Annotated in this window: 24 protein-coding genes and 1 pseudogene; 12 read left to right on the top strand and 13 right to left on the bottom strand. The window is 60.3% G+C overall.

All coding sequences use genetic code 11. From position 1 onward, the window contains the following. Positions 1-7: 7 nt before the first annotated feature. The 4 genes from gltP to J1G35_RS25655 form a co-directional block, all read right to left on the bottom strand. Positions 8-1,339, bottom strand: coding sequence for a glutamate/aspartate:proton symporter GltP (gene gltP / locus J1G35_RS25670; RefSeq protein ID WP_223016361.1), 1,332 nt, complete (start codon positions 1,337-1,339; stop codon positions 8-10). A 743-nt stretch (positions 1,340-2,082) separates the two neighbouring features. After that, the gene (locus J1G35_RS25665; RefSeq protein ID WP_053127279.1) at positions 2,083-2,550 is read right to left on the bottom strand and encodes an inhibitor of vertebrate lysozyme family protein; all 468 of its coding nucleotides are present in this window, start codon (positions 2,548-2,550) and stop codon (positions 2,083-2,085) included. A 2-nt stretch (positions 2,551-2,552) separates the two neighbouring features. Continuing rightward, positions 2,553-2,717 carry a DUF1328 domain-containing protein gene (locus tag J1G35_RS25660; protein ID WP_003170804.1) on the bottom strand — a complete coding sequence of 55 codons (165 nt, stop codon included), beginning with the start codon at positions 2,715-2,717 and terminating at the stop codon, positions 2,553-2,555. 82 nt (positions 2,718-2,799) lie between these two features. Then, positions 2,800-3,084, bottom strand: a complete 285-nt coding sequence (locus J1G35_RS25655; RefSeq protein WP_223016360.1) for a hypothetical protein — start codon at positions 3,082-3,084, stop codon at positions 2,800-2,802. Positions 3,085-3,461: 377 nt separating this feature from the next. On the opposite strand from J1G35_RS25655, the gene algB reads away from it, so the two are divergent. Then, on the top strand, positions 3,462-4,808 hold the full coding sequence (algB, locus tag J1G35_RS25650; RefSeq protein ID WP_053127283.1) for a sigma-54-dependent response regulator transcription factor AlgB: 1,347 nt from the start codon (positions 3,462-3,464) through the stop codon (positions 4,806-4,808). A gap of 10 nt (positions 4,809-4,818) precedes the next feature. Beyond that, entirely contained in the window at positions 4,819-6,606 is a 1,788-nt protein-coding gene (locus J1G35_RS25645; RefSeq protein WP_223016359.1) for a KinB sensor domain-containing domain, read from the top strand. Positions 6,607-6,614: 8 nt separating this feature from the next. Here J1G35_RS25645 and J1G35_RS25640 read toward each other — a convergent pair whose 3' ends face one another. From J1G35_RS25640 to J1G35_RS25615, 6 genes and pseudogenes are all read right to left on the bottom strand, one after another. Further along, the gene (locus J1G35_RS25640) at positions 6,615-7,391 is read right to left on the bottom strand and encodes an N-acetylmuramoyl-L-alanine amidase (protein WP_223016358.1); all 777 of its coding nucleotides are present in this window, start codon (positions 7,389-7,391) and stop codon (positions 6,615-6,617) included. 88 nt (positions 7,392-7,479) lie between these two features. Beyond that, the gene (locus J1G35_RS25635) at positions 7,480-9,546 is read right to left on the bottom strand and encodes a diguanylate cyclase (protein WP_223016357.1); all 2,067 of its coding nucleotides are present in this window, start codon (positions 9,544-9,546) and stop codon (positions 7,480-7,482) included. After that, positions 9,543-10,424, bottom strand: coding sequence for an endonuclease/exonuclease/phosphatase family protein (locus J1G35_RS25630; protein WP_172681427.1), 882 nt, complete (start codon positions 10,422-10,424; stop codon positions 9,543-9,545). The genes J1G35_RS25635 and J1G35_RS25630 overlap by 4 nt, the downstream gene beginning before the upstream one ends. Positions 10,425-10,431: 7 nt before the next feature. After that, entirely contained in the window at positions 10,432-11,067 is a 636-nt protein-coding gene (gene dsbA / locus J1G35_RS25625) for a thiol:disulfide interchange protein DsbA (protein WP_053127293.1), read from the bottom strand. Positions 11,068-11,237: 170 nt separating this feature from the next. Then, the gene (locus J1G35_RS25620) at positions 11,238-11,858 is read right to left on the bottom strand and encodes a c-type cytochrome (protein ID WP_223016356.1); all 621 of its coding nucleotides are present in this window, start codon (positions 11,856-11,858) and stop codon (positions 11,238-11,240) included. 34 nt (positions 11,859-11,892) lie between these two features. Next, a pseudogene (locus J1G35_RS25615) lies at positions 11,893-12,114 on the bottom strand (cytochrome). Between the two features lie 192 nt (positions 12,115-12,306). Between J1G35_RS25615 and yihA the strand changes: the two are divergent. Next, on the top strand, positions 12,307-12,948 hold the full coding sequence (yihA, locus tag J1G35_RS25610) for a ribosome biogenesis GTP-binding protein YihA/YsxC (RefSeq protein ID WP_053127297.1): 642 nt from the start codon (positions 12,307-12,309) through the stop codon (positions 12,946-12,948). Between the two features lie 269 nt (positions 12,949-13,217). Here the strand turns inward: yihA and polA are convergent, their stop codons facing one another. Next, the gene (gene polA, locus J1G35_RS25605; protein WP_053127299.1) at positions 13,218-16,001 is read right to left on the bottom strand and encodes a DNA polymerase I; all 2,784 of its coding nucleotides are present in this window, start codon (positions 15,999-16,001) and stop codon (positions 13,218-13,220) included. A 74-nt stretch (positions 16,002-16,075) separates the two neighbouring features. Between polA and J1G35_RS25600 the strand changes: the two genes are divergently transcribed. Continuing rightward, on the top strand, positions 16,076-16,366 hold the full coding sequence (locus J1G35_RS25600) for a DUF2782 domain-containing protein (RefSeq protein WP_060756492.1): 291 nt from the start codon (positions 16,076-16,078) through the stop codon (positions 16,364-16,366). A 57-nt stretch (positions 16,367-16,423) separates the two neighbouring features. After that, complete coding sequence (locus J1G35_RS25595; protein ID WP_223016355.1) at positions 16,424-17,377, top strand: homoserine kinase; 954 nt, start codon at positions 16,424-16,426, stop codon at positions 17,375-17,377. Positions 17,378-17,502: 125 nt separating this feature from the next. On the opposite strand, the gene J1G35_RS25590 is transcribed toward J1G35_RS25595, so the two are convergent. Further along, entirely contained in the window at positions 17,503-18,423 is a 921-nt protein-coding gene (locus J1G35_RS25590) for a zinc ABC transporter substrate-binding protein (protein ID WP_223016354.1), read from the bottom strand. 55 nt (positions 18,424-18,478) lie between these two features. Here J1G35_RS25590 and J1G35_RS25585 point away from each other — a divergent pair, with 55 nt between their 5' ends. The 4 genes from J1G35_RS25585 to J1G35_RS25570 are packed head-to-tail and all read left to right on the top strand — an operon-like array spanning position 18,479 to position 21,296. After that, on the top strand, positions 18,479-18,973 hold the full coding sequence (locus J1G35_RS25585) for a Fur family transcriptional regulator (RefSeq protein ID WP_169898891.1): 495 nt from the start codon (positions 18,479-18,481) through the stop codon (positions 18,971-18,973). Continuing rightward, positions 18,973-19,758 carry a zinc ABC transporter ATP-binding protein ZnuC gene (gene znuC, locus J1G35_RS25580; RefSeq protein ID WP_223016353.1) on the top strand — a complete coding sequence of 262 codons (786 nt, stop codon included), beginning with the start codon at positions 18,973-18,975 and terminating at the stop codon, positions 19,756-19,758. The genes J1G35_RS25585 and znuC overlap by 1 nt, the downstream gene beginning before the upstream one ends. Next, a complete protein-coding gene (gene znuB / locus J1G35_RS25575) occupies positions 19,751-20,539 on the top strand; it encodes a zinc ABC transporter permease subunit ZnuB (protein WP_053127313.1) in 789 nt (262 codons plus the stop codon). Before znuC ends, znuB begins: the two co-directional genes overlap by 8 nt. A 37-nt stretch (positions 20,540-20,576) precedes the next feature. After that, entirely contained in the window at positions 20,577-21,296 is a 720-nt protein-coding gene (locus tag J1G35_RS25570; protein ID WP_223016352.1) for a PA5502 family lipoprotein, read from the top strand. A gap of 49 nt (positions 21,297-21,345) precedes the next feature. Here the strand turns inward: J1G35_RS25570 and katE are convergent, their stop codons facing one another. Further along, positions 21,346-23,487, bottom strand: a complete 2,142-nt coding sequence (gene katE / locus J1G35_RS25565) for a catalase HPII (RefSeq protein WP_223016351.1) — start codon at positions 23,485-23,487, stop codon at positions 21,346-21,348. Positions 23,488-23,752: 265 nt separating this feature from the next. On the opposite strand from katE, the gene J1G35_RS25560 reads away from it, so the two are divergent. The 3 genes from J1G35_RS25560 to J1G35_RS25550 are packed head-to-tail and all read left to right on the top strand — an operon-like array spanning position 23,753 to position 26,259. Next, positions 23,753-24,760: a methionine ABC transporter ATP-binding protein gene (locus J1G35_RS25560; protein ID WP_131699581.1), complete on the top strand. Its 1,008-nt coding sequence runs from the start codon at positions 23,753-23,755 to the stop codon at positions 24,758-24,760. Beyond that, positions 24,760-25,434: a methionine ABC transporter permease gene (locus J1G35_RS25555; protein ID WP_053127321.1), complete on the top strand. Its 675-nt coding sequence runs from the start codon at positions 24,760-24,762 to the stop codon at positions 25,432-25,434. Before J1G35_RS25560 ends, J1G35_RS25555 begins: the two co-directional genes overlap by 1 nt. Positions 25,435-25,485: 51 nt before the next feature. Then, positions 25,486-26,259, top strand: a complete 774-nt coding sequence (locus J1G35_RS25550; protein WP_053127323.1) for a MetQ/NlpA family ABC transporter substrate-binding protein — start codon at positions 25,486-25,488, stop codon at positions 26,257-26,259. Positions 26,260-26,359: the final 100 nt, after the last annotated feature.

Here is a 26,359-nt window from a genome sequence, read left to right as displayed (position 1 = left end):
CGGGTTATCAGCCGCGGCTGACTTCACCGGCCGGCAGCACCTGCTTGGTGCGCCAGTGCGGCAGGGAGTTCCAGTAGCGCTCGCCCTTGGCGTCGTCGTACATGCCTTCCCAACGGGAGATGACCAGCACGGCCAGGGCGTTGCCGATCACGTTCAGTGCGGTACGGGCCATGTCCATGATGCGGTCGACACCGGCGATGAACGCCAGGCCTTCGAGCGGGATACCCACGCTGCCCAGGGTCGCCAGCAGCACTACGAAGGACACGCCAGGCACGCCGGCGATGCCTTTGGAGGTGACCATCAGGGTCAATACCAGCATCAGTTGCTGGCCGATCGACAGGTCGATGCCGTACAGCTGGGCGATAAAGATCGCCGCGATGCTCTGGTACAGGGTCGAACCGTCGAGGTTGAACGAGTAGCCGGTAGGAACCACGAAGCTGCAGATCGCTTTCGGTGCGCCGTAGGTTTCCATCTTCTCGATCACGCGCGGTAGCACGGTTTCGGAACTGGCGGTGGAGTAGGCCAGCACCAGCTCGTCCTTGAAGATGCGGATCAGCTTGAGGATCGAGAAGCCAAACAGGCGAGCGATCAGGCCCAGCACCGCAAAGGCGAAGAACAGGATGGCGACGTAAACCAGGATCACCAGCTTGGCCAGTGGCAGCAACGAAGCGAAGCCGAAGTTGGCCACGGTCACCGCGATCAGCGCGAATACGCCGATGGGGGCGTACTTCATGATCATGTGGGTGACTTTGAACATGCTCTCGGACACGCCCTGGAACATGGTCACCAACGGCTCGCGCAGTTCAGGCTTGAGGCTCGACAAACCCAGGCCGAACAGCACGGAGAAGAAGATGATCGGCAGCATTTCACCACGGGCGACAGCGGCGAAGATGTTCGATGGGATCAGGTTGAGAATCGTCTCGATGAACGCATGCTCATGCTGCACTTCGGCGGCGGTCGCCTGGTACTTGGAAATATCGACGGTACCCAGGGTACTCATGTCGATCCCTGCGCCCGGGTGGAACAGGTTGGCCAAGAGCAGGCCGACCACGATGGCGATGGTGGTGACCACTTCGAAGTAAAGGATGGTTTTGACGCCGATACGTCCGAGCTTTTTCGCATCACCGACACCGGCAATGCCGACGATCAGCGAGGAAATCACAATCGGGATCACGATCATCTTGATCAGGCGGATAAAGATATCGCCCGCTGGCTGCAACACATTGCTGATCCACCAGGCCTTTTCAGCACTGAAATGGTTGAGCACTGCACCGATTGCAATCCCCAGCACCAAACCGATGAGGATCTGCCAGGCGAGGCTTAGCTTTGCCTTCTTCATGTCATTACCCTTACTTCAAGTGAACTTAAGGCAAATGCGCCAGCTGGAACGCTCGAAAGCGAAAAAGTGTGTGCATCTGCCTCCATGAAAGGTCACCGCAGCGTGGCCGAAATGGCTTACTGGCAGGCGAAAAAAGGCGCAACTATTCCGATGCAAGGGGACCACGTCTAATGCCGTAAACGCCTACCCTATGCCGAATCGGCATGACTTTTTTTCATAATAACTGTCCGAACGGTCAATTCAAATGCGACATATTGTCAGGTGAATATGCCGTGAACCGGCCAATACCGGCTCGCTCAGAGATGCTGGACGTCTTGGTGAGGTTGGCAGAAATGCCCGAGAACTCTGCGGGCTAGCGTCGGAAACGTCCTATAGCGCGAGCAAAACTTTCTCGATAGATGGTCGCACCGACACACTCAGTAATGGTTGGTCGCGCGCAAAACGGAGAATTGTTGCTATGGCTGGCATACGAGGGATGGAATATGAGGCGGGGATGAGATTCGCAAGCCCGCCGCAAGTTCACCAAGCCGTGGGGCTTGTGAACTTGCGTCGCAGCTTTTCGCCTGACCCGGCCCTTGCGCAGGCACTCCCTGTACCCGTAGGTCACGCCGATCTCAATTGATCAGAGCAACCCGGCCCCCTGGTCATGCATCACCCTTGGCGGGCAATGCAAACAGAAAGAAGCGAAGGGGCTTCTTTCCATGGACGCTGATTGCGCAGACGACAGATGCGTCAGACGCAACCTAGTACCAATTCGGATCTTTCTTCAGCTGCTCCATCAGCAGCTTCTGCATGCCTTCGTCCGGCTTACCGATAAAGCGGTAATCGGCGTGCCGCGTCGGGGACTTATCTGCCGGTAAACCGGCCGGGACTTCCACCAACATGGCGTAGGCATCTTCCTTGTCGAGGCTGAAGGCGACGATCAGGCGCTTGTTATGGCATGTGTCCGCAGTTTCGCAGAGCGGCCCCACCAAGTACTTGTCGCCATCTTCTTCCACGGCATTCATTTGCTCGGCCGTGCCAGACAGGTTCATCACCCATTCCGGCAGACGTTCTTCTTTCTTCACCACGCCTTGCCAGGTCTCGCGGTATTGCGGATCCGCGCTGAGCAATTCATTGGCTCGGGATTGGCCGTCATTGGCGGCCATCGCCAAGCCACTGCCGCCCAAAAGCAGGGCGGCAGCAATGGCTTTGAGAGACAAAGTGGTCATATTCAGCCTCGGCCGCGACGACCAAAGAAGAACGAAGCAATGAACATCACCAGGAAGACCACGAAGAGAATCTTGGCGATACCCGTAGCGGTGCCCGCGATACCACCGAAGCCCAAGACTGCAGCCACAATGGCGATGATCAGAAATGTGATTGCCCAACTCAACATGGTGATTCTCCTTATGCTTCTTTATGAGGTAACAGCGGTGATGCCGGACGGGCGCTTGAGTTCAAGCGACCGATTTTCTTGCCTAAAACACCCAGCGCTCTTGGGTCGGTAGCTCGCCCAGGGTTGAATCCTGATCGGCCACACGCAATTGCGGGGCGGTTACATCGGCGCTACGGGTGCCAATGGAACTGAAATGGGTCTGGGTCGTTACCGGACGGTCGAATAGCGAGACTTGCTGCTGACTCTGCTGCCATTGCTGCAACTGCTGGCCTGCAATCAGCGTGACCATCAGGGCCAGGCTGGCAAAAAGACCTTGTTGCAAGCGCAGTGGCGATACACGCAGTTGGCTGAGGCTTTGGCGAGTCATGCTGCATTTCTCCCGCATTCTGATTATTCGTTGGGATAGCTATTGCAGAGCGCATGCCAGCTTTTTTATAAAATAAAATTCAATAAAATCAATCAGTTAAAGATATGCGTTAGGCCAATCGCCCAGCATCCTGCACGATGCCCCCCCGTACGCCGTGCGAAATGCACGATGGTCAGTGGTCGGGTGAAGGGATAGAAAGCCGATGGGGTGTTGCCGAAGTGGCAAGACAGCATGAAAACGCTATCAGGCGGGGCTTTGTAGGAATCCGCGCAGATACCTGCACGACGTTGCCTTTTATCGATCAGAATAAACCATGCAACTTGCCCGATTATTCCGGGACTAAACACCATCATTCATAGTTAAGGAGCGCGGGACAGATGGAATCAGCCAAGGAACTTCAAGGCCGCATTCTTTTAGTGGATGACGAGTCCGCGATCCTCCGCACCTTCCGTTATTGCCTGGAAGATGAAGGCTACACCGTCGCCACCGCCAACAGCGCCGCGCAAGCCGATGCCCTGATGCAGCGCCAGGTGTTCGACCTGTGCTTCCTGGACCTGCGCCTGGGCGAAGACAATGGCCTGGATGTGCTGGCCCAGATGCGGGTCCAGGCGCCGTGGATGCGGGTGGTTATCGTCACCGCCCACTCGGCCGTGGATACCGCCGTGGACGCGATCCAGGCAGGTGCCGCCGACTATCTGGTCAAGCCTTGCAGCCCCGATCAACTGCGCCTGGCCACCGCCAAACAATTGGAAGTGCGCCAACTTTCCGCGCGCCTGGAAGCCCTGGAAGGCGCCGTGCGCCAGCAGAAAGACGGTCTCGACTCCCACAGCCCGTCGATGATGGTCGTGCTGGAAACCGCGCGCCAGGTGGCGGGTACCGATGCCAACATCCTGATCCTCGGCGAGTCCGGCACCGGTAAGGGCGAGCTGGCCCGGGCCATTCACGGCTGGAGCAAACGCTCGAAGAAATCCTGCGTGACCATCAACTGCCCGTCGCTGACGGCAGAACTGATGGAAAGCGAGCTGTTCGGTCATAGCCGTGGCGCCTTTACCGGTGCCAGCGAGAGCACCTTGGGCCGGGTCAACCAGGCGGACGGCGGTACGCTGTTTCTCGACGAGATCGGCGACTTTCCCCTCACGCTGCAACCCAAGTTGCTGCGATTTATCCAGGACAAGGAATACGAGCGCGTGGGCGACCCGGTCACCCGCCGCGCCGATGTGCGCATCCTTGCCGCCACCAACCTGAACCTGGAAGACATGGTGCGCGACGGTCGTTTCCGTGAAGACTTGTTGTATCGCCTCAATGTCATCACCTTGCACCTGCCACCGCTGCGCGAGCGCAGTGAAGACATCCTGACCCTGGCAGATCGCTTCCTGGCGCGCTTCGTCAAGGAATACGCCCGCCCGGCGCGAGGCTTCAGTGATCAAGCGCGCGAAGCCCTGCTCAACTATCGCTGGCCAGGCAATATCCGCGAGCTGCGCAACGTGGTGGAGCGCGCCAGCATTATCTGCCCGCAGGAAAAGGTCGAAATCATCCACCTCGGCATGGCCGAGCAACCGACCAATAACGCCCCACGGATTGGCGCGGCGCTGAGTCTGGACGAGCTGGAGAAAGCGCATATCGGCGCCGTGCTCGCCACCAGCGACACCCTGGACCAGGCGGCCCGCACCCTTGGCATCGATGCGTCGACCCTGTACCGCAAACGCAAACAGTACAACCTGTGAGCTGCACCCTATGAAGCTAGCGATGAAGCTGCGAACTCGATTGTTCCTGAGTATCTCAGCGCTGATCACCGTCGCCCTGTTGGGTTTGATCCTGGGGCTGGTCAGCGTCATGCAAATGGCCAAAACCCAGGAGTCACTGATTCGCAGCAACTTCGTCACGCTGGACCTGGGGCTCAAGCTGCGCCAAAGCCTGGGCGATCAGTTGATCATGATGCTGGAACATCCCCCCGATCCGCAGGCATTGCAAAGCTCCAAACAGCATTACTTCGACCTGCTGGACCAAGGCATCGCCCACGAGCAACGCAACGGTCAAGGCACCGGTTTCAGCCAGGCGCGGGCCCAATACCAGGACCTGCTCGATGCGTTCGAGCAATCCCAGCAAGCGTCACCGCCACCGGGCAGCAAGGAAAAACTCACCGCAACCTTCAACGAGCTGCGCAACGGGCTGATTGCCGAACATAAACAAGCCCTGGAAAACATCAGTGCCAGCGAGCATAGGTCCCGCGCGCGCGCCCTGCTGATCGCCGGTTTGCTCGGGCTGGTGGGACTTGCCGTGCTGATCATCGGGTTTGTCACGGCCCATGGCATCGCCCGGCGTTTTGGTGGGCCGATCGAAGCGCTGGCAAAAGCGGCAGACAAGATTGGCCAGGGCGATTTTGAAGTGACGCTGCCGATCTCTTCAGCGGCGGAAATGAACCAGTTGACCCGTCGTTTCGGCCTCATGGCCGAAGCGGTGCGCCAGCATCAGGCGACCAATGTTGACGAGTTGCTGGCCGGCCAGCAGCGCCTGCAAGCCGTGCTCGACAGCATCGACGACGGTCTGCTGATGATTGACCGCCAAGGCCGTCTGGAGCATCTCAACCCCGTTGCGCAACGCCAATTGGGCTGGGATGAGGAACGCCTCGGCCAGGGCCTTGGCGAAGCATTGATGCGCCCCGAGCTGGATGAACAACTGCAACTGGTGTTGCGCGGCGGCAATCTGGAGCGCGCACCGGAGGATCTGGAAATAGAAGTCGAGGGCGAACTGCGCCTGCTGACCTACAGCCTCACGCCTGTCAGCCATACCCAGGGACATATCCTTGGAGCGGTGATGGTGCTGCACGACGTCACCGAACAGCGCGCCTTCGAACGCGTACGCAGCGAATTCGTCTTGCGCGCCTCGCACGAACTGCGCACGCCGGTGACGGGCATGCATATGGCGTTCGGCCTGTTCCGTGAACGTGCGAAGTTCCCGCCGGAGTCCCGTGAGGCGGACCTGCTGGATACGGTCAATGAAGAAATGCAGCGCCTGATGCAGTTGATCAACGACCTGCTCAACTTCTCGCGCTACCAGAATGGCCTGCAGAAACTCACGTTGGGGCCTTGCGACGTCACCGATCTGCTCGAACACGCCCGTGCGCGCTTTGTGGCGCCCGCCAACGCGCAACAGATCGAGCTGCTGATAGAAGTCCAATCCGACCTGCCACGGCTGTATGCCGACCAGGCGCAATTGGAACGGGTACTCGACAATCTGCTGGGCAATGCCCTGCGCCACACCGCCGACGGTGGGCAGATTCGCCTGCAGGCGCGGCGTCATGGCGAACGGGTGATTATCAGCGTCGAAGACAATGGCGAAGGTATCGCCTACGGCCAACAGGGACGCATCTTCGAACCCTTCGTCCAGGTTGGCCGCAAGAAAGGCGGCGCCGGCCTGGGGCTGGCGCTGTGCAAGGAGATCGTGCAATTGCACGGCGGCCGCATGGGGGTGTATTCGCGGCCGGGGCAGGGCACCCAGTTCTATATGGCGCTGCCCTTGTAGGAGCGAGCTTAACGCCGGTTCAGGGCACGCAAGATGGCAGCACTTTCGGCATCCGGCATGCCGTCGAACCGTGACGGTCGGAAACGCATCTGGAACGCAGCCATCACGTGCCGCGTGGCGACATCCAGCTCACCCGTCTGGGGTGTCGGGTAACCCAGGAGCGCCAGCTCTTCCTGAAACCAGGTAATGCTCGGCAATTCAGCGGCGTACTGCACCTGGAAGCGGGCGACGGCCTGGGCATCCGGCCATACACTCAGACCTTCATCGGCCAAACGCTTCCAGGGGAACAACGGTCCCGGATCGAGCTTGCGCAGCGGCGCGATATCGCTGTGGCCGATGATGTTCTTGGGGTCGATGCCGTTGCGCTTGCTGATGTCCTTGAGCAACACCACCAGCGACTTCACTTGGGCCTCGGAGTACGGGTACCACAGGCGGCCTGTAGGGGTGTCCTTGTAGCCAGGGTTTACGATTTCGATACCGATGGAGCTGGAGTTGAGCCAGGTGCGCCCCATCCACTCGCTTTCCCCGGCATGCCAGGCCCGCTGGCTTTCATCCACCAGCTTGTAGACGGTGGCGCCGGCGTCGTCACCGATCAGGTAATGAGCGCTGACCTGGCCGTGGGTCAACAGGGCCAGGGAACGCTCAAGATTGGTAGAGGTGTAGTGGACGACCACGAACTGCACGCGGTTGTCGTGGTTTAGCGAGGGGTGGCTGGTGTCCAGGCGCGGGCCAGTGGCGCAGCCGGCGAGCAGGAGAAATACACAGGCGAAGTACAAGGATTTCATGGCGGAAGACAGTACGCTGAAGACGATAATGCAACAGTGTAACGTACCGTTTGTGGCCCGGCGGTCAAATTACACAATGGAACATCTTTTACGCCGCCTGCACCTGGTTACGCCCAGCGGCCTTGGCCCGATACAACGCTTCGTCCGCTCGCTTGAGCGCCAGCTCACTGCGCTCACCGGGCAGGAACTGCGCCACGCCCATGGACACGGTAATCGTCACCGGCTCGCCCTTGAAGTGGAATGGGCAGGCGGCAATCGCAGCACGTAGCACCTCACCCACCGCCAACGCATCCGAGAGGGATGAGTCGGGCATCAGCAACACAAACTCCTCACCGCCAAACCGCGCGATAAAGTCGCTGGTGCGCAGGCGCTTGCGCAGGACGTTGGCGATGATTTTCAGCACCTTGTCACCCGCCAGATGCCCGTAGCCATCGTTGATGCGCTTGAAGTGATCCAGGTCCAGCATCGCGAGCGACAGGCTATTGCCACGCTGGTGCCAGGCATTGACCTCATGATCCAGGCGCTCGCTCCAGGCCGCGCGGTTAGGCAAGCCGGTGAGCGGATCGATCAAGGCCTTCTGGCGTTGCACCTCCAGGTGCTCACGGTAGCCTTGGGCTTCCTGCTCCATATTGGCGACCCGCTCGGCCAGGCCTTTCAAGCGCGCTGCCACTTCCTGCTCGCGCTGGTCACGCTGTTGCTGGTGCTCGTCCATGGTGCCGAGTAAACCTTCCAGATGGCTTTCGAGCACCTGCTTGAGGCTGTCCAGGTCCGCGGCTTCCTGGACACTGCTTTGCAAGCCGTCGACCTGTTCGCGAATCTGCGTGTCCAACTCCCTCGCAGCGGAGCGGCTGTCGGCATGGCCGTCGCTGGCCACTTGCAGATGGCCCTGGAAGGCTTCGAGGCGCTCGTTGAGCTGTTTGAGGTAGGCCTCGAACTCGTGCTGCCCGCTGTCGGTGATCGCCAGCATCAGCACCGCCAGGTCATCGAGGATCGGCAGCAATTCGTACCAGTTCAAACCGTGGGCCAGACGCTCGCGCATGGCTTCGGCCTGGGGCCGATGGCGCTCGGGCAGGGCCAGCTCTTCCAGCAGGCCAATCAGGGTATCTTCGATATGCTTGGCCACGGAGCTGTACGACGGCTCCGGTGAATCCGGCAAGGAATAGGGGCCGTCCGATTGCAGTTCGTCGGGGTCCGGCTCTTCGGCCTCAAGCACTGGAGGGAGCGAGAGGCTGCCGATCACCGTCTCCTGCGGTGCCTCGACCACAGCGTGTGGCGGTTCGATAAAGGCGGCGAGGGCGCTTTCGGTGCTGGTTTCTTCCACCTGTGGCTCAGGCTTGCCGGGCACGACAGGTGCTGGAGAAACGTCGACAGGCGCAGCCAAGGCGCCACTTTGAGCAGGCGCCTCGTACACAAACTTTTCACTGCTGGCATCAACCGCCTTGGCCGGCGCTGCGGGTTCAGGCTGCGCGGCAACCGGTTCCTGAGGCTGCGGCGCAAAGGCCCGCAAGGCTTGCGCCAGTTCCTCGGACTGTTCGGGCGCCTGGGGCTCGGCGACGGGCTTGGCGGCAACCGGCGCCGGTGACGGGCTGGAGACGGGCTCACTGGCCGCTGCCTCGCTCGACACGTCCTTGGCACCAAACAGGCGCTGCAATAAACCCGGCCCAGGGCGCACGGTTTCACCGTCCGGCTCCAGGTTATTCAGCGCCTGCCCTTGCAGACTGCTCAATTCGCTGAGTAACAGGGGAATCTCGCGCGCCTGGCTGACGCGGCCATCCAACTGCTTGGCAAAGGTTTTCAGCGGGCGGGCCACCTCACGGGGCAGCGGCAGCTTTTGCAACTGGGTGACCAGGGACGTCAGCGCAGTGCTCATCTGGTCGATCCGGGTTTCGCGGCGCTGCTCCGAATCCAGCACGGCCTTTTCCAGGCGCGGCAGCAAGGCGGCGAGGGCGGCGTCCATGTCGTCAGTACGCACGACGTCGCGCATTTCCTTCATGCATTGGTCTACCGCGCGGTCGGTACCTTCCGCCGCCAGCGTGCTGCGCACCAGCCCACGGCGCAGCAAGTCGAGCCGAGCAGCCCAGCGGCGTTCCAGCTTTTCTTGTTGCTCGATGCTTAAGAGGTATTTTTCTTTCCAGCGCTGGGCGTCGTCGCTCATGCAAGGGGTCCGCGAGGGCCGGGGCTCAACGCGGGCAATGCATCAGCCGTGAGCGAACCCGGCAGACGAATCTCTACCGCGACCGGCAGGTGATCGGAGATGGGCTGCGCCAGCACCTGCACACGCTCCAGTGTGAGGCTCGGGCTGAGCAGGATATGGTCAAGACAGCGTTGCGGGCGCCAGCTGGGGAACGTGGCTTCGACTTGCGGCGCCAGTAACCCGAGGTCACGCAACGGGGAATTCTGCAGCAGATCGTTGGCATGGGTGTTCATGTCACCCATCAACACCTGATGCTTGTAGTTGCCAATCATCTCGCGCACGTAGGCCAGCTGCAGGTTGCGCGTACGCCCCCCGAGCGCCAGGTGCATCATCACCACCACCAAGGCTTCAGGCCCTTCGCCAAAACGCACGAGAATCGCCCCGCGCCCCTTGGGGCCGGGCAACGGGTGGTCTTCGATGGCCGTTGGCTTCAAGCGGCTGAGCACACCATTACTGTGCTGCGCCAGGCGCCCGAGGTTGCGATTGAGCTGCTGGTACCAGTAGGGAAACGCCCCGAGGTGGGCCAGGTGTTCTACCTGATTGATATAGCCGGAACGTATGCTGCCGCCGTCGGCTTCCTGCAGGGCGACCAGGTCGAAATCATTCAACAGGTCGCCGATCTTCTGCAGGTTACCGGCCCGGCCGTTGTGGGGCAGCAAGTGCTGCCAGCCACGGGTGAGGTAGTGCCGGTACTTCTCGGTACTGATGCCCACTTGGATATTGAAGCTGAGCAGGCGCAGGCGGCTGTCAGCCGGCAGGCCCGTGGACTCCAGGTGATGCTCGTTGACCTGCGGTTCATGCAGGCCAACCACACGTTCGGTACCCCAGCGGCGCATCAAGAGCCCCTTATTTGGCTGCGCGTTCTTTGGCGATCAACTGGTCAGCAACATTGAGGGTCGCTTCAGGACCACCGGTGGTGCCCAGGTCGAAACGGTATTTGCCGTTGACGATCATGGTCGGTACGCCTTGCACGCCGTACTTCTGCGCCAGTTCCTTGGCCTGTTTGATCTGGCCTTGGATCGCGAAGGAGTTGAAGGTAGCCAGGAACTTGTCCTTGTCGACACCTTGGGTGGCAACGAAGTCAGCCATTTCTTCCGGCTTGGTCAGGCGCTTGCCTTCTTTCTGGATCGCGTTGAATACCGCGTTGTGAACCTTGTGCTCCACACCCATGGCTTCCAGGGTCAGGAACAGTTGGCCGTGGGCATCCCATGGGCCGCCGAACATGGCCGGGATGCGCTTGAAGTTCACGTCTTTAGGCAGCTTCTCGACCCATGGGTTGATGGTCGGTTCAAAGGCGTAGCAATGCGGGCAGCCGTACCAGAACAGCTCCACCACTTCGATCTTGCCCGGCACCGATACCGGTACTGGGTTGGCCAACTCCACGTAGGTTTTACCGGCTTCAAGCGGCACATCGGCAGCTTGTGCGGTCATGCCGAAGAGGCTGGCAGTGACGAGAGCGGCGCTGAGGATCAGATTACGCATGCTTTACTCCTGGACAAATAAGGTCGCCTCACGCGACCTTTAGGTGTGACAGGTCTACGCGGGCATGAGTTCGTTAGTGTAACGGCAGCGGCCACAAAAAAGGGCGGCCAGGGCCACCCTTTTTATGCTTGCATCGATGGATTAATCGAGCGTTAACGTAGCCGGGGCACTTAGTGCAGGCCTTGGATGTATTGGGACACGGCTTCGATGTCCTTGTTGCTGAGTTTACCGGCGATGCTCTGCATGATCTTGGTATCGCCGTCGTTGGTGCGATTGCCTTCGCGGAAGTCTGTCAGCTGTTTGCCAATGTACTGGGCATGCTGGCCGCTCAAGTGCGGGAAGCCAGCAGCAGCCAGGCCAGCGCCGTTAGGCGAGTGGCAACCGATGCACGAAGGCATGCCTTTTTCCAGGTTACCACCACGGAACAATTCTTCACCACGGGCCACCAATTTCGGATCAGCAGCTCCCACACTGCCTTTCTGGCTGGCAAAATACGCCGCGATATCCGCCAGGTCCTGATCACTGAGGTTGGTCAGCAAGCCGGTCATTTCCAGCACCGTGCGCTTGCCATCCTTGATGTCGTGCATTTGCTTGGTCAGGTAACGTTCGCCCTGGCCCGCGAGTTTGGGGAAGTTCGGCGCCGGGCTGTTGCCATCCGGTCCGTGGCACGCACCACACACGGCGGCTTTCGCTTGACCGGCAGTGGCATCACCTTTAATGGGGCCCTCTGCAGCGACGGCAGCGCCAGTGATGCCCAAGGTCAACAGCAGACTCACGATCAGTTTGTTCATCAGCTAATCCAACTACGGCTAAGGGGTTTAAGAGTTATCTACCGGGTTTACTCACCATCAACTCAATGATGGCCTGGTAATCCTCAGTACTGCAGTCCATGCACAAACCACGCGGCGGCATTGCCTTGAAACCCTGGGTCACGGGCTACACCCGCGTGACCACATAAACTCGGTTGTACACCGCTTCCGGTTCCTGTGTAGCCTGAGCGCCGTAAAGCGGAATCAGGGCACCAGAAGCGAACAACCATCGGGTCATACATCGACCTTTTCAGGGTTTGAGAGCGTTTTGCGTTCTAATGCGCAATAAAGGTCTTTCGCTCCCGTGAACTTCATCCTTCGCTGGGACAAAGCACACACAAAATCTGCGGCATTATATACTGGCGCTACTGAAACGGAAACGACACCGCTTGCCGCACCCTTTCTCGGCACCGCCCACATCGGAAATCTCATGCAACTCAAGAATCCCATCCTCGGCCTGTGCCAACAGTCCACCTTCATGCTCAGCGCCGCCAAAGTTGACCAATGCCCCGATGACGAAGGCTTTGAAGTCGCCTTTGCCGGCCGTTCCAACGCCGGTAAGTCCAGCGCACTGAACACCCTGACCCACGCCAGCCTGGCGCGCACCTCGAAAACCCCGGGCCGCACGCAGTTACTCAACTTCTTCAAGCTAGACGATGATCGGCGTCTGGTCGACCTGCCAGGCTACGGTTATGCAAAAGTACCTATCCCGCTGAAGCTGCACTGGCAGCGTCACCTGGAGGCCTACCTGGGCGGCCGCGAGAGTTTGAAGGGGTTGATCCTGATGATGGACATCCGTCATCCAATGACCGACTTCGACCTGCTGATGCTCGACTGGGCGGTCGCCAGCGGCATGCCAATGCATATCCTGCTGACCAAGGCCGACAAACTCACCTACGGCGCCGCCAAGAACACCCTGCTCAAAGTGCAGTCCGAAATCCGTAAGGGTTGGGGTGACACGATCACCATCCAGCTGTTCTCGGCGCCCAAACGCCTGGGCCTGGAAGACGCTTACACCGTGCTGGCCGGCTGGATGGAATTGGCTGACAAAGGCGCGGAACTCGCCGAGTAACTTTTCTGCGGGCAAAAAAAACCCCGGACTTCGTATGGGGAGGGGAAGTTCGGGGTTCAAGTACCGGACCGCTAGGGCGGGGTCCGGATATCTGCCAACACTTAACACAACATAGGAGCATTGAAGGGCTTCACCACCCATTCAGTAACTCTGAGTAGCAGTTCACGGGTTAAGTTCCGGCAGGTTCGAAAAACTATTGGAAATAACTGAAGCGGATTTCCGATCTAAAGCACTCCGCCACCACGCCCGGTGGTGGCGGCACCGCGAAATCAGTGCGCTTCGTCCCAATTGTCACCCACGCCTACATCCACCACCAATGGCACATCCAACTGCGCGGCCGCACTCATGTGTTCGCGAATCCTCTCGCTGACTTCTGCCACCAGATCCTCACGCACTTCGAGCACCAGTTCATCGTGCACCTGCAGGATCACCTTGGCATCCAGGCCCGACTCGGTCAGCCAGTTATCCACCAGCACCATGGCTTTCTTGATGATATCGGCCGCCGTGCCCTGCATCGGCGCGTTGATCGCCGTGCGTTCTGCGGCCGCGCGCTCCTGAGGTTTGTTGGAGTTGATGTCCGGCAAATACAGCCGACGCCCGAAGAACGTCTCCACGTAGCCTTGATCGGCAGCCTGGGCACGGGTGCGCTCCATATACTCGCGAACCCCTGGGTAGCGCGCGAAGTACACATCGATGTAAGCCTTCGCGGTCTTGGTATCGACACCGATGTCCTTGCCGAGCTTCTGCGCCCCCATGCCGTAGATCAGACCAAAGTTGATCGCCTTGGCACTGCGACGCTGATTGGACGTGACCTCAGCCAATTCAACCTTGAACACCTCGGCCGCCGTGGCGGTATGCACGTCCAGGTCGTTGCGGAACGCATTCATCAGCCCCTCGTCTTTGGACAAGTGCGCCATGATCCGCAGTTCGATCTGCGAATAGTCCGCCGCCAGCAGCTTGTAGCCCTTCGGCGCCACGAATGCCTGGCGGATGCGCCGCCCTTCGGCGGTGCGCACCGGGATGTTCTGCAGGTTCGGATCACTGGAAGACAGTCGCCCGGTCGCCGCCACCGCCTGATGATAAGACGTATGAACACGCCCGGTACGCGGGTTGATCTGCTCCGGCAAGCGGTCGGTGTAAGTACTTTTCAGCTTGCTCATGCTGCGGTACTGCATCAGAACCTTGGGCAGTGGATAGTCATCCTCGGCCAGCTTGGCCAGCACTTCCTCAGCCGTCGACGCCTGGCCCTTGCCCGTCTTTTTCAGCACCGGCAGGCCGAGTTTCTCGTAGAGAATCGCCCCGAGCTGCTTGGGCGAACCCAGGTTGAATTCTTCGCCGGCGATCTCAAACGCCTGGCGCTCCAGTTCAATCATCTTGTTGCCCAGCTCGATGCTCTGGACACCGAGCAGTTGCGCATCCACCAGGGCGCCCTGGCGTTCGATACGCGCCAACACCGGCACCAGGGGTATTTCGATGTCCGTCAGCACACTCGCCAGGCTCGGTATGGCCGTGAGCTGTGCGTGCAATGCCTGATGCAGACGCAGCGTCACGTCCGCATCTTCGGCAGCATAAGGGCCAGCCTGCTCGAGCGGGATCTGGTCGAAGGTCAGTTGCTTGGCGCCTTTGCCGGCGATGTCCTGGAAGCTGACGGTGTCGTAATCCAGGTACTTCTTGGCCAGGCTGTCCATGTCATGGCGGGTCGCAGTGGAGTTCAACACGTAGGATTCAAGCATGGTGTCGAAAGCGATGCCGCGCACGCTGATGCCATGCGCCGGGTCGCCGCCGATGGCGCAGTTGGCCAGGATATTCATGTCGAACTTGGCATGCTGGCCGACCTTGAGCTTGCTCGGGTCTTCCAGCAATGGCTTCAGCGCCAGCAACACGGTATCGCGATCCAACTGCTGCGGCGCACCGATGTAGGAATGGGTCAGCGGGATGTAGGCGGCTTCATGGGGCTGCACGGCGAAGGAAACCCCCACCAGTTGCGCCTGTTGAGCGTCGATCCCGGTCGTTTCAGTGTCGAAAGCGAACAGTTTCGCGGCGTTCAGCTTCTTCAACCAAGTGTCGAATGTGGCCTGGTCGAGGATGGTGGTGTAGGTCGTCTCTGCGGGTGCCGCAGGCGCAGCCTCCGCAATGTCCTCGGCAACAGGCGCGGCCTTGAGCTCCACCCGTTTGGCATCGCGCTGAATCTCATCAATCCAGCTCTTGAACTCCAGCAGGGTGTAAAGCTCCAGAAGCTTCTCGCGGTCCGGTTCAATCAGGTGTAAATCGTCCAGACCAACGTCCAGCGGCACATCGATCTTGATCGTCGCCAACTGATAGGAGAGGAATGCCATCTCCTTATGCTCTTCGAGCTTGGCCGGTAACGTCTTGGCGCCCCGGATCGGCAAGGTCGGCACGATATCGAGTTGCTCATAAAGCTCTTTCAGACCGCCATTCACACCTACCAGCAGGCCAGAAGCCGTCTTGGGACCGATGCCCGGAACGCCCGGGATGTTGTCGGACGAATCGCCCATCAACGCCAGATAATCGATAATCTGCTCCGGAGCGACGCCAAATTTCTCCTTTACGCCCTCGATGTCCATCGAGCTACCGGTCATGGTGTTGACCAAGGTAATGTGCCCGTCGACCAACTGCGCCATGTCCTTATCGCCCGTGGAGATCACCACCGGACGGTCAGCGGCTGCACTGCTGCGGGCCAGGGTGCCGATCACGTCATCGGCCTCGACGCCTTCGACACACAGCAATGGGAAGCCTAAAGCGATCACGCTCTGGTGCAGCGGTTCGATTTGCACGCGCATGTCATCGGGCATGCTTGGACGGTTGGCCTTGTATTCGGCGTACATGTCATCGCGAAAGGTCCCACCCTTGGCGTCGAACACGACTGCAAACGGGCTGTCCGGATACTGTTTGCGCAGGCTTTTGAGCATGTTCAACACGCCCTTGACCGCACCGGTCGGCAGGCCTTTGGAGGTAGTCAGCGGTGGCAGCGCGTGGAACGCGCGGTACAGGTAAGACGAACCGTCCACCAGGACGAGGGGCGCTTGGCTCATGAGCAGGATCAACCTTTTCGGCGGGTCAGGCGCTAGAATAGCCGGACCAATGAAAACAAAGGGACAAGGTTATCATGCGTACATTCAATCGCCTGCTGTTGACTGGCCTGATTGCACTCGCTCCGATGGCTGCCATGGCGGCAGACAGCGCGCCTTCGGGTGACCCGGAAGTGACCATTCGCACGGAAGGCGACAGGACGATTCAGGAGTACCGTCAAAACGGCTTCCTGTATGCAATCAAGGTGACCGTAAAAGGCGCACCTCCGTATTTCCTGGTACGCGCGGACGGAACCGACGCGAACTTCATCCGCTCTGACCAGCCGGATATGCTGATCCCGTCATGGAAGATCTTCGAATGGAAATGATTTCTTAACTTCAATTGGCGCCGCCCCACTGCGGCGCCCGTACTGGCAGTTTTAACCATGTCTGTGTTCACCCCCCTGGCTCGGCCCGAGCTGGAAACCTTTCTTGCCCCCTACGGGCTCGGCCGCCTGCTTGATTTCCAGGGGATTGCCGCGGGTAGCGAAAACACCAATTTCTTTATCAGCCTGGAACAGGGCGAATTCGTCCTGACCCTGGTTGAGCGCGGCCCTGTCGCAGAAATGCCGTTCTTCATCGAACTGCTCGATGTGCTCCACGATGCCGACCTGCCGGTACCCTACGCCCTGCGCACCACGGACGGCGTCGCATTGCGCGAACTGAAAGGCAAACCGGCGCTGCTGCAACCGCGCCTGGCCGGCAAGCACATCAAGGACGCCAACGCACAGCATTGCGCCCAGGTCGGTGACCTGCTCGGTCACCTGCATTTGGCGACACAAGGCGCGAAAGTGCTGGAGCGCAAGACCGATCGCGGCCTGGACTGGATGCTCAGCGAAGGTGCCCAGCTGATTTCACACTTGAACGACGCACAGCAAAGCCTGCTGCACGCCGCATTGACTGAAATCGCGGCCCACAAGGCCGAGATCCTCGCCCTGCCGCGCGCCAACGTTCACGCCGACCTGTTCCGCGACAATGCGATGTTCGAAGGCACACACCTGACCGGCCTGATCGACTTCTACAACGCCTGCTCGGGCCCGATGCTGTACGACGTGGCAATCGCCCTGAATGACTGGTGTTCGGACGCTGATGGCGTAATTGATGGCCCGCGCGCCCGGGCGCTGTTGGGTGCCTACGCCGGCCTGCGGCCCTTCACCGCCAAGGAAGCCGAGTTATGGCCAACCATGTTGCGGGTAGCGTGTGTGCGGTTCTGGCTGTCGCGCCTCATCGCCGCTGAGTCGTTTGCCGGGCAGGATGTGTTGATTCACGATCCCGCCGAGTTCGAGCATCGGTTGGCGCAGCGTCAGCAGGTCAGCGTCCACCTGCCATTCGCGCTTTAAGCACCAACCCGGTCAAAATGTGGGAGGGGGCTTGCTCCCGATGGCGGTGGACCAGTCAACTTATCATCGACTGAAACGCCGTCATCGGGAGCAAGCCCCCTCCCACATTTGATCTGCGCTGCGGCTTACAACGACTCCAGGCACCCTGCCAAGTCATTCCCCAATTTCTCCAGCACCTGTTCGTAACCCTGGGCCGTGGCCGGGGTGTAGCCGCCCAGCGCATCCAATTCCGCCAGCTTCACCGGCAAACCCGCCACCAGGGTTTCGGCCAAACGCGGACGCAACGGCGGCTCACTGAACACACAGGTCTTGCCCACTTCCTGCAAACGCGTACGCATCGCCGCCACATGCTGGGCGCCAGGCTGCACTTCGGCGGCAACGCTGAACACACCGGTGTGCTTGAGCCCGTAAGCGTCTTCGAAGTAATCAAACGCTTCGTGGAAGACGAAGTAAGGTTTGTCGGCAATCCCTGCCATACGCTTTTTCAGGCGCGCATCCAATGCATCCAGGCGCTCGTCTAAAGCCTTCACGTTGCTTTGATAACGCGCAGCATTGCTCGGGTCGGCAACGCTGAGATCAGACGCCATGCGCGCCGCGATCACCCGAGCGTTGATCGTCGACAGCCACAAGTGCGCATCCAGGCTGCCCGGGCGGTGATCATGGTCATGTTCGTCCGCATCGTCGGCGTGTGAATGGCTATCTTCGGCGAAACGGCGAAGCTTCATGCCTGGCAGGTCCTGGACCGCGACGGTCGTCCCTGTACGACCTTTCAACACGCGAGGCAGGAAGCTCTCCATGTCCGGCCCGATCCAATAGAGCAGGTCGACCGACTGCACGCGCCGTACGTCGGATGGGCGTAACGCATAGTTATGCGGCGACGCGCCCGGTGACAGCAACACCTCTGGAACCGCCACACCGTCCTGCACGGCAGCGGCAATCAACTGCAACGGTTTGATGCTGGTCAGCACCTTGACCTCAGCCTGAGCGGCGCCAGCGATGAGCAAACTGGTGACAAATACGACAAAAACGGGAAAAAGTCGGGACATGATGACCACTCAATGACGTAGGAACGGGTAACATAATAACGTCTCTATCAAATATCTGTCGCCGCTCATGCCTAAAACACCGCTCGCCAGCCGTCCCCACGACCACTCTCACTGCGTGCATACCGCGCTGTCGGAGGCCGATACCCTGTGTGCGCAGAAGGGCTTGCGCCTGACTGCTTTGCGCCGGCGGGTGCTGGAACTCGTCTGGCAGAGCCACAAGCCGCTGGGCGCCTACGACATTCTGGGCGTGCTCAGCGAGCAGGACGGCCGCCGCGCCGCGCCGCCGACCGTGTACCGCGCGCTGGATTTCCTGCTGGAAAACGGCCTGGTACACCGCATTGCCTCGCTCAACGCCTTTGTCGGCTGCAACCACCCGGAACACGCGCATCAGGGCCAGTTCCTGATCTGCCGCGAGTGCCACGCCGCCATCGAACTTGAACAAAAAAGCATCAGCGACGCCATCATCAAGAGCTCCGCCGACGTGGGCTTCCGGGTCGAAGGGCAAACGGTCGAAGTGGTCGGCCTGTGCTCGGGCTGCCAGGGGGCTTGATGAGCAACGCGTTAATCCGCCTGGAGCAGGTCGGCGTCACGTTTGCCGGGCAAAACGTGCTGGATAACATCGCGTTGAGCGTCGAACCGAGGCAGATCGTCACCCTGATCGGCCCCAATGGCGCCGGCAAGACCACCCTGGTGCGCGCCGTACTCGGCCTGCTCAAGCCCGACACCGGCAGCGTGTGGCGCAAGCCCAGGCTGCGCGTGGGCTATATGCCTCAGAAGCTGCACGTTGATCCGACGCTGCCGCTGTCGGTGCTGCGCTTCCTGCGCCTGGTACCGGGCGTTGACCGCGCCCGCGCGCAGGCCGCCCTCAAGGAAGTCGGGGCCGAACAGGTCATCGACAGCCCAGTGCAAAGCATCTCCGGCGGCGAAATGCAGCGCGTACTGCTGGCCCGCGCCCTGTTGCGCGAGCCTGAGTTGCTGGTGCTCGATGAGCCTGTGCAGGGCGTCGACGTGGCCGGTCAGGCCGAGTTGTACAGCCTGATCACCCGTCTGCGCGACCGCCATGGCTGCGGCGTGCTGATGGTGTCCCACGACCTGCACCTGGTGATGAGCACCACCGACCAGGTGGTATGCCTCAATCGCCACGTGTGTTGCTCCGGTCACCCGGAACAGGTCAGCGGCGACCCGGCGTTCGTCGAATTGTTCGGCAAGAACGCCCAGAGCCTGGCGATCTATCACCACCATCACGACCATGCCCATGACCTGCATGGTGCCGTGGTTGACGATCCCGCTACGCCCCACACCCACGTTCATGGAGATGGCTGCAAGCATGGCTGATTTTCTGCTCTACGCCCTGCTGGCAGGCTTGGCTTTGGCACTGGTGGCGGGCCCGCTGGGCTCGTTCGTGGTCTGGCGGCGCATGGCGTACTTTGGTGACACGTTGTCCCACGCCGCGCTGCTGGGGGTGGCCCTGGGCTTCCTGCTGGATGTCAGCCCGACCATCGCGGTGACCGTGGGTTGCCTGCTGTTGGCGGTGCTGCTGGTGACCCTGCAACAGCGCCAACCCCTGGCCTCCGACACGCTGCTCGGCATCCTGGCGCCAAGCACCCTGTCCCTGGGCCTGGTGGTGCTGAGCTTTATGCATGAAGTGCGTATCGACCTGATGGCCTACCTGTTCGGCGATCTGCTGGCGATCAGCCCCACCGACCTGGCCTGGATCCTCGGCGGCAGCGCTGCAGTACTGGCGCTGCTGGTGGCTCTGTGGCGCCCGTTGCTGGCAATCACCGTGCACGAAGAGCTGGCAACCGTAGAAGGCCTGCCGGTGCCTGCCCTGCGCATGGCGCTGATGTTATTGATCGCGGTGGTGATCGCTGTCGCGATGAAGATTGTCGGCGTATTGTTGATCACGTCGCTGCTGATCATTCCCGCTGCCGCCGCCCAGCGCCACGCCCGCTCACCGGAGCAGATGGCGATCGGCGCCAGCCTGTTGGGCATGCTTGCAGTGTGCGGGGGCCTGGCGCTGTCCTGGTTCAAAGACACGCCGGCAGGGCCGTCCATTGTGGTCACGGCCGCCGCCCTGTTTCTGCTGAGTTTTGTCCTGCCCCGTCGAGGGGTGTAGACTTGCTCGCTTTTTGCGCAAATAGAGAGTCGCAGGAATGAAGCCGTTCACCTCCCGTTATCTGCTCCTTGCCGCGTTTTCCCTGCTGCTGGGCGCCTGTCAAAGCACACCGCCCGCCGCCCCCGAGGCCCCGGACGCCCGCGCTGCGGCCATCGCGCAGCTGGAGCAAAACCTGGCCAGCAGTGAGTTGGCCACCGCCGAAGACCAACTTGCCGCGCTGCAGGCCCAGTCGCCCAACGACCCGGCACTGGAACCCTACCAACGTCAACTGGCCGAGGCTTACCTGCAGCGCAGCCAGATCGTGCTGCAAAAAGGCGACGTAAACGCTGCCGCTACCGCGCTGAGCCGGGCCCGCGCGCTGATGCCCAAGGCGCCGGCGCTGACCGGTGGCGTGAACAGCGCCATCACCCACGCCCGTAAGGCCGAGCTGGATAAAGCCGAAGAGGCCCTCAAGGCCGCCGAAGCCAAGCCTGCCGCCAAGGTCATCGACCCGGCGGCGCCAAGCACCACAGTGGCGCTGAACCTCACCAATATCGAAGAACTGCGCCATCAACTGGATGCGATCGCCACCGACGTGGTGAATTACCAGTGCGATGTGACGATCCAGGCGCCACGCACCCAGGACTACCCGTGGCTGGCCACGTTACTGGCCAAACGGGTGAAGCGCATTGATTCGGGGTATGACCTGAAGATTCACCGGCAGATTCTGAAACATATTCCGGCGCAGGTTGTGCTGATTCCGCGCAAGGCGGAATAAAGCATCGGGGGCTTGCCCCCCGATGGCAATCTAACAAACAACCAAAAAATCAGGCCGGAATCGCCTTAGCCTTCGGCTCACGATCCCAAACCCGATGCTGTGCAATCGCGGCAAAAAACGCCTTGAACGCTTTCGCATCCGAGCCAACGATCAAGCCCGCATCCGCCTCTAGCTTCAGCAGATCCAGCAGTGGCTTCACGTCACTGGCAACTGCAATCGCCTTCAGGTGTTTGTAGGCCTCCAGAACGTAATGCAACGCCACACCATCGCCGCTCAGTGCTTTCACCGACTCTTTCCCGCCAGGGATAAACACCGCATCAAACGCAATCGACGGCATGCCTTCCATCGACGCATCCACCGGCAGGCTCTTGCCATCTGCCGTCTTCACCGGCGCCGAGGTCGGCCCCAGCAACTTCGCATGGGCACCTTCTGCCTCCAGGGCTTTTTTCAGCGCATCGATCGCCGCGCCATCCACACCGTTAGCCGCCAGAATCGCGACTTTGCGTGTTTTGATATCACCCGATAGCAGGTTCACCTGACTCAACGCCGGCGACTCTTTCAGCGACGTCTCACGCGGCGGCACCGTGCCTTTGGTCGGCGCAGGCAAACCAAGGTTCTGCGCGACACGCTTGGCCAGCTCCAGATCGATATTGGCCAGAATCTCGTTGACCTGCCGCGCGCGGATAAACTCGCGCTCCACCTTGCCCAACTCGAAGCTGTAGGCCGCGATGATGTGCTCTTTCTCGTGGTGGCTCATGCTGTGGAAAAACAGCGCGGCTTGCGAGAAGTGGTCGCCAAACGACTCACTGCGCTCACGCACCTTATTGGCGTCGACGCGCTCGTAATAGGTCTCGAACCCCCCGTCCTGGGCAGCCGGTGGGGTTTCTTTCGGCCAACCGCCATCAATCGAATTCGGCTCGTACGCGGCACGGCCCTTGTCGATCACGGTGCGGTGCTGGGCGTCACGCTGACCGTTGTGGAAAGGCACCACAGGTCGGTTGATCGGCAGCTCATGAAAGTTCGGACCACCGAGACGGCTGATCTGTGTATCCGTGTAGGAAAACAGACGGCCTTGCAGCAAAGGGTCGTTGGTGAAATCAATGCCCGGCACGATATGGCCAGGGCAAAACGCGACCTGCTCGACTTCGGCAAAGAAGTTATCCGGGTTGCGGTTCAGCACCATCTTGCCCAGCGGCGTGATCGGCACCAGCTCTTCGGGGATGATCTTGGTCGGGTCGAGCAGGTCAAAGTCGAACTTATGCTCGTCTTCTTCCGCAACGATCTGCACACCCAACTCCCACTCCGGGTAGTCACCGCTTTCAATCGCTTCCCACAGGTCACGACGGTGGTAATCGGTATCTTTACCGGCAAGCTTTTGCGCTTCGTCCCACACCAGCGAGCAAGTGCCGACCTTCGGGTGCCAATGGAACTTAACAAAGCTCGACTTACCTTCGGTATTGATCAAGCGGAAAGTGTGAATGCCAAAACCCTGCATGGCCCGCAGGCTTTTGGGGATGGCACGGTCAGACATCGCCCAGATGACCATGTGCGCCGATTCCGGCTGCAACGAAACAAAATCCCAGAACGTATCGTGGGCCGAGCCGCCTGTAGGAATTTCGTTGTGCGGCTCGGGTTTTACCGCATGCACGAAGTCGGGAAACTTGATCGCATCCTGAATGAAGAACACCGGCATGTTGTTGCCGACCAGGTCGAAGTTGCCTTCATCGGTGAAGAACTTCACCGCGAAACCGCGCACGTCACGCACCGTATCGCCGGAACCACGTGGGCCCTGCACCGTGGAGAAACGCACGAACACCGGGGTTTTGTGGCCGGGATCGCGCAGGAAACCCGCCTTGCTCAGCGCAGAATGGTTTTCATAGGTCTGGAAATAGCCATGGGCGCCGGTGCCCCGTGCATGCACGATGCGCTCGGGGATGCGCTCATGGTCAAAGTGCGTGATTTTTTCACGCATGATGAAATCTTCCAGCAGCGAGGGGCCACGGGCACCGACTTTCAAGGTGTTCTGGTTATCGGAAATCTTCACGCCTTGGTTGGTACGCAGGGCCTGGCCGGTCGCATCGGAACGGAATTCCTCCAGGGCCTGCAGCTTGGCGTTGGTGTTGCCACGGTCCAGGGTATTGGTGCCCGCGAGCTCACTCTTCGACGGGGTGGCTGGCTTCTTGGTACTCATCAGTCAAAACTCCTTATTCAAAGTGGCCAGAGCGGTCCCCGGCTCGTTTGAGCAAAACCCCAGGCACGGCACCTGGGAAATCGAGTTGCTTAAGTAGTGACTGACACGGTTTTGCACCGTTCCTTTTTTGTGACCTTTGATCGCGTTATTGCCAAATCACTGGTTGAATGCGAAATAAATGCTAAGAAACACTATACGGACAGGCTAAAATGCGCGCCCGGCTAACCGCTGATCCCTTTTCAATGCGCCCCACAAGGTTCGCTACGTGATCGAGTTTCAAAACGTCCATAAAACCTACCGCGTCGCCGGTAAGGATATTCCCGCACTGCACCCGACCAGCCTGCGCGTCGAAAATGGCCAGGTATTTGGCCTGATCGGCCACTCGGGTGCCGGTAAAAGCACGCTGCTGCGCCTGATCAACCGCCTGGAAGAGCCCAGCGGCGGCCAGATCACGGTGGACGGCGAAGAAGTCACCGCCTTGGACGCCAACGGCCTGCGCCGTTTCCGTCAGCAGGTCGGGATGATCTTCCAGCACTTCAACCTCCTGGCGTCCAAGACCGTTGCCGACAACGTGGCCCTGCCACTGACCCTGGCCGGCGAATTGTCGCGCAAGGAGATCGACCAACGCGTCGCCGAGCTACTCGCCCGCGTCGGCCTGTCAGACCACGCCAAGAAGTACCCGGCGCAGTTGTCTGGCGGCCAGAAGCAGCGCGTCGGCATCGCCCGCGCCCTGGCGACCAAGCCGAAGATCCTGCTGTGCGACGAAGCCACCAGCGCCCTCGACCCGCAAACCACCGCCTCGGTCCTGCAATTGCTGGCCGAGATCAACCGCGAGCTGAAGCTGACCATCGTGCTGATCACCCATGAAATGGATGTGATCCGCCGCGTATGCGACCAGGTCGCTGTGATGGATGCCGGTGTGATCGTCGAGCAAGGCTCGGTGGCTGACGTGTTCCTGCACCCCAAGCACCCGACCACCAAGCGTTTTGTGCAGGAAGCCGAGCAGGTCGATGAAGGCGAGCAGCGTGATGACTTCGCCCATGTACCGGGTCGCATCGTGCGTCTGACGTTCCAGGGTGAAGCGACCTACGCGCCACTGCTGGGCACTGTCGCCCGCGAAACGGGGGTGGACTACAGCATCCTCGCCGGCCGCATCGACCGCATCAAAGACATCCCCTACGGGCAATTGACCCTGGCGGTCACCGGCGGTGACATGGAAGCGGCCTTTGCCCGCTTCACCGCCGCAGACGTCCACATGGAGGTGCTGCGCTAATGGACGTTCTCTTGAGTTTCTTCGCCAATATCGACTGGTCGGAAATCTGGCTCGCCACCGGCGACACCATGATCATGCTGTTCGGGTCGCTGTTCTTCACCGTGGTACTGGGCCTGCCCTTGGGCGTACTGCTGTTCCTGACCAGCCCGCGCCAGCTGTTTGAGCAAAAAGGCCTGTATGCGCTGCTGTCACTGATCGTGAATATCCTGCGCTCGCTGCCGTTCATCATCCTGTTGATCGTAATGATCCCGTTCACCGTGCTGATCACCGGCACCTCGCTGGGCGTAGCGGGGGCGATCCCGCCGCTGGTCGTGGGTGCCACGCCATTCTTCGCGCGCCTGGTGGAAACCGCCTTGCGTGAAGTGGACCGCGGCATCATCGAAGCCACCCAGTCCATGGGCGCCAGCACCCGCCAGATCATCATCAATGCGCTGCTGCCCGAAGCACGCCCTGGCATCTTCGCAGCGATCACGGTGACGGCGATTACACTGGTGTCCTACACGGCCATGGCCGGTGTCGTCGGTGCCGGCGGCCTGGGTGACTTGGCGATCCGTTTCGGTTACCAGCGTTTCCAGACCGATGTGATGGTAGTCACTGTGGTGATGCTGTTGATCCTGGTGCAAATTCTGCAAACCGTCGGCGACAAGCTGGTGGTGCATTTTTCTCGAAAATAACGGCCATTGCCGGTCAAAAGCCGGCACATGCCCGAACAAGGAGCTTGTTGGATGAAAAAACTACTGGTTGCTTTCGCCGCCGTTGCCGCGTTTTCCGCCCACGCCGCCGACACCCTGAAAGTCGCAGCCTCGCCGGTGCCCCACGCGGAAATCCTGGAATTCGTGAAGCCTGCCCTCGCTAAAGAAGGCGTGGACCTGCAAGTCAAAGTGTTCACTGACTACGTCCAGCCCAACGTCCAAGTAGCGGAAAAGCGCCTGGACGCGAACTTCTTCCAGCACCAGCCATACCTGGATGAGTTCAACAAGGCCAAGGGCACTCACCTGGTGAGCGTCGGCGCTGTGCACCTGGAGCCCCTGGGCGCTTACTCCAGCAAGTACAAAAAACTGGAAGACCTGCCTGACGGTGCCAACGTGGTGATCCCGAACGACGCCACCAACGGCGGCCGCGCGCTGTTACTGCTGGCCAAGCACAACCTGATCACCCTGAAGGACCCGACCAACATCCTGTCGACCATCAAGGACATCACCGAAAACCCGAAAAACCTGAAGTTCCGCGAACTCGAAGCCGCCACCCTGCCGCGCGTGCTGACCCAGGTCGACCTGGCGCTGATCAACACCAACTACGCACTGGAAGCCAAGCTGGACCCGTCCAAGGACGCCCTGGTGATCGAAGGCAATGACTCGCCTTACGTGAACATCCTGGTGAGCCGCGAAGACAACAAGGATTCGGACGCGATGAAAAAGCTGATTGCAGCCCTGCACACCCCTGAGGTGAAGCAATTCATCCAAGAGAAGTACAAAGGCGCGATCCTGCCGGCGTTCTGATCCGACTCGGTCTCCAACACTCTGGAGATCAAAAAATGTGGGAGGGGGCTTGCCCCGATGGCGGCAGATCAGTCAGCTCATGCAGCGACTGATACTCCGC

The organism is Pseudomonas sp. SH10-3B (assembly GCF_019891415.1).
Lineage (GTDB): Bacteria > Pseudomonadota > Gammaproteobacteria > Pseudomonadales > Pseudomonadaceae > Aquipseudomonas.
This window is presented reverse-complemented; position numbering and strand designations above follow the sequence as displayed.